We start from the raw sequence: 3695 nt of genomic DNA, 5'->3' as shown, positions 1-3695 counted from the left end.
GTGCCTGTCCCTCTTTCCATGGGCCCGGTTCCGCAAGACCAAGGCCGCCGTCAAGCTGGACACGCTCCACCTGCACGGGGCGCATTTCGTGTTGCGGGCGAAGAAGAACGCCCCGCTCAGGCGACTGTACTCAAGGGAAGTGGACCGGACCACCGAGGTCCTCTGCGACCAGGTCGTCCTGCCGGATCCCAAGAAGATATCCAGACAAGCTGCGCCGCATCCAGTACGTCGACCGGGAAAGAGACAAGTCCCTGGTGTTTCTGACCAACGACTTCGTCCTGCCGCCCCTGACCATCGCTGAACTGTACCAGGCACGATGGCAGGTAGAACTGTTCTTCAAGTGGATCTAGCAGCACCTGCGGATCAAGTCGTTCTTCGGAACGTCGGAGAATGCGGTGAAGACTCAAATCTGGATCGCGATCTCCGTCTATGTGCTGGTGGCGATCATCCGGAGCCGCCTCTGGCTGAATGAAAGTCTCCACACATATATGACCCGCCCCGGTTTGCAAGAACAATTTTTCGATCCGGAAGGGAGAGGCTGCTGCCATATATCCGGCCTTTCGACGGGGATCTCATGCCCCTGGCCCTGATGGAATGCGCACCGGTGTGTCCTTATCAATTCTTCGACCTCTACACAGTACACCGTCAGGTGTTCCATGAATCGGGTCTTTGCATGGGTCAGGTTCTCACTCCGGCGGTTTGCCTTTTCTGCCATCACGATCAATTGCTCTCAAGCAACCCTGGTGGGTAATTGTTCTCTTCGATGTGGTTGATGTTCGGGTCCGGGGTCGATCTCCCGGTTCACCGCTGGCCTGCCCTCAGGCAGGCACGTGATTCTCCTCGTATGGCTTCCCGGAAGTCAGGATCGCCCACGCAGTCCTGGCCATCCGGTTCGCCAGCGCCACCGTCGCCACGTTCTTGTGACGACGCTCCAGCAGTTCCTTCAGCCACCGGCTGCGCCGATCCGCCTTCTCCTTCCGGGAAAGCTGGGTGACTATCACCCTGGCGCCATGGATCAGCAGGCAGCGCAGATACCGGTCGCCGCGTTTCGATATCCCCAGCAGCCGGTCCTTTCCCCCGGTGGAGTGCTGTTTCGGAACCAGGCCGATCCAGGCCGCACATTCCCGGCCATTCCGGAACACACCCGGATCGCCCATGGTGGCCAGCAGCGCCGTGGCCGTCAGCGGCCCTACCCCGGGAATCGTCATCAGCAGCTGTGCCTGTTCGTCTCCCTTGACGATCTCCTCGACCATCCGGTCGTACCTCTCCACCCGCTCGTCCATGTGCATCAGCTCGTCGTAGAGGTCTGCCAGCACATCCAGGAACCGCGGCGGCAGATCAACCTCCCCGGCTCCCCCATTGCCCAGAATCTCCGCAACGGCGGGACGGACCTTGCTGCGGCCCTGGGGAATCTCGATGCCGAACTCGGCCAGCAGGCCGCGGATCGTGTTCACATGGGCCGTCCGGTTGCCCACCGCCCGGGAACGGACCCGGTGGATGGCCTGATGGGCCTGCCGGTCCGCGCTCTTGATCCCCACGAACCGCATGTTCGGGCGCTGGACCGCCTCGCAGATCGCCTCGGCGTCCGCACGGTCGTTCTTGTTGGACTTGACGTACGGCTTCACGAACTGCGGGGCCATGAGCTTCGCATCGTGCCCCATGGCCAGCACGTCCCGGCCCCACTGGTGGGACCGGCCGCAGGCCTCCATGCCCACCACGCACGGTTCCAGGTTGGACAGGAACGCCTTCAGCTTCGCCGGCTTCAGCTTCCGGTCGATACAGGTGCGGCCCGATCCGTCGACACCGTGGACATGGACCGAGTTCTTGGCAAGGTCGATGCCGACGTATGCGGGAGCGGTGGTCTTAGTCTTGGGGATAATCGTGCTATTCTTTACCGTGGTCATGGTTCATTCCTCGAGTGTGTGAATGATGTAGAGATCATTGTGGCTCCCAGAAGCCGTATCCGACGGGAGTGGGCCATGGCCGCTTTCCTTGTCTTCCGGATCGCCAGGCTGCCGGCGCCGCAATGAAACGGGGCGCTCACTGTAGCGGGTTCCGGGGCACAAGGGAAACCGCTCCCGGCGGGATGCTTCCCGAACACCGCCTTCCCTGCAGACCAGCAGCCTGACGGGCTGTACCGTCCCCACACCGCGCGCCTTCGCGGTCCGGATCCCTTGCGGAATCGGATCCCGCCTGACAGGCGTGTGCGGGATGCCGGTGGTGTTGCTGGATACTGCATCGTCGATCGGAGCTGTTGCAGGTTGACGCCCTCGAAGGAGGGGCGGGTCATACCATTAATTCTACAGATTTTGAGCTTGACCCCGTTCGAGAGAATCCCGTTGAATCAACTGGTTACCATGACGGCTCACAAAAACGACATGTCACCGACGTATAAGCAATTGAATGTATTGGATGAAACGTTGGGACACTAGTGGATTAATATATAAAAATTATTATCAGGTCATGCTCATAATGATGGGGTCGGTAGTTCGAATCTACCCGAATCTACCCGAATCTACCCGTAGCCACCATAAAAACAAAAAGTTACACTACTTGCCCCGTTTCCTGCATGCATCAGGGCCCTAGGCGGCCGGAGAGAGTCGGCCTGTCCATTGGAACCGATCCCGCAGTGAGCCGGATGCCGCCCGGCGCCGGCCGGCATGGCCATCGGAGCCGGGCCGGGTGATGGGCCGTACCGTGGGCCCACGTGGTCCCGCCCCGGACGGTTCCTGAAGCCATGGACCACCGTGAATCCATCCGTTGACCCCGTGACAGCGATACCTTTCAACAACCAGTACACCGCACTTGGCGAGGGGTTTTTTGTCCGTACACGGCCATCGCCGGTGTCCGGCCCCAGGATGGTCTGCTTCAACCGTGATCTGGCCCGAGACCTTGGCCTGGATGCCGACATGCTGGATTCGGAGTACGGCGCCGCCGTGTTCGCCGGCAACGAGATTCCCGAAGGCGCCGACCCGTTGGCCATGGTCTATTCCGGACACCAGTTCGGAATGTTCAATCCGCAATTGGGCGACGGGCGCGCCCTGCTCCTGGGCGAGGTGGTCGGCCGGGACGGCCTGGGGTACGGAATCCAGCTGAAGGGTTCCGGCCGGACAGTGTTTTCCCGCAACGGGGACGGACGCGCCCCGCTCGGCCCGGTATTGCGTGAATACCTGGTCAGCGAGGCCATGCACCGGCTGGGCGTACCCACCACGCGGGCCCTGGCGGTCGTGACCACGGGCGACAGCGTCTTCCGGGAACGGGCGCTGCCCGGCGGCATCATCACCCGCGTGGCCCGCAGTTTCGTTCGGGTGGGAACCTTCGAGTTCTACGCCCGGCGCGGCAATATCGAAGCCGTGAGTGCACTGGCCGATCATGTCATCCGACGGAACTACCCCGACCTTGACGGGATGGAGCGGCCCTACCTGGCGTTGCTGGAGAAAGTCATCGGCCGGCAGGCCTCGCTCATCGCCCAATGGATGCAGCTGGGGTTCATTCACGGCGTCATGAATACCGACAACATGTCCGTTGCCGGCGAGACCATCGACTATGGCCCGTGCGCCTTCATGGACCAGTTCAACTTCCAGCAGGTATTCAGTTCCATTGACCACCAGGGCCGCTATGCCTACTGCAACCAGCCGTACATCGCACTGTGGAACCTGACCCGGCTGGCCGAATGCCTGGCCTTGATACTGGAT

General features: G+C 61.5%; 2 protein-coding genes and 1 pseudogene. 2 read left to right on the top strand and 1 reads right to left on the bottom strand.

Annotated features, from left to right (window positions below):
- Positions 1 to 491, top strand: a pseudogene (locus OXH56_15295) (transposase).
- Between the two features lie 327 nt (positions 492 to 818).
- Here OXH56_15295 and OXH56_15290 read toward each other — a convergent pair.
- Positions 819 to 1904: an IS110 family transposase gene (locus OXH56_15290; GenBank protein MCY3556676.1), complete on the bottom strand. Its 1086-nt coding sequence runs from the start codon at positions 1902 to 1904 to the stop codon at positions 819 to 821.
- Between the two features lie 864 nt (positions 1905 to 2768).
- Between OXH56_15290 and OXH56_15285 the strand changes: the two genes are divergently transcribed.
- The coding region (locus OXH56_15285; GenBank protein ID MCY3556675.1) for a YdiU family protein at positions 2769 to 3695 on the top strand (927 nt) is incomplete at its 3' end.

This window comes from Gemmatimonadota bacterium (assembly GCA_026702745.1).
GTDB lineage: Bacteria > JAAXHH01 > JAAXHH01 > JAAXHH01 > JAAXHH01 > JAAXHH01.
This window is presented reverse-complemented; position numbering and strand designations above follow the sequence as displayed.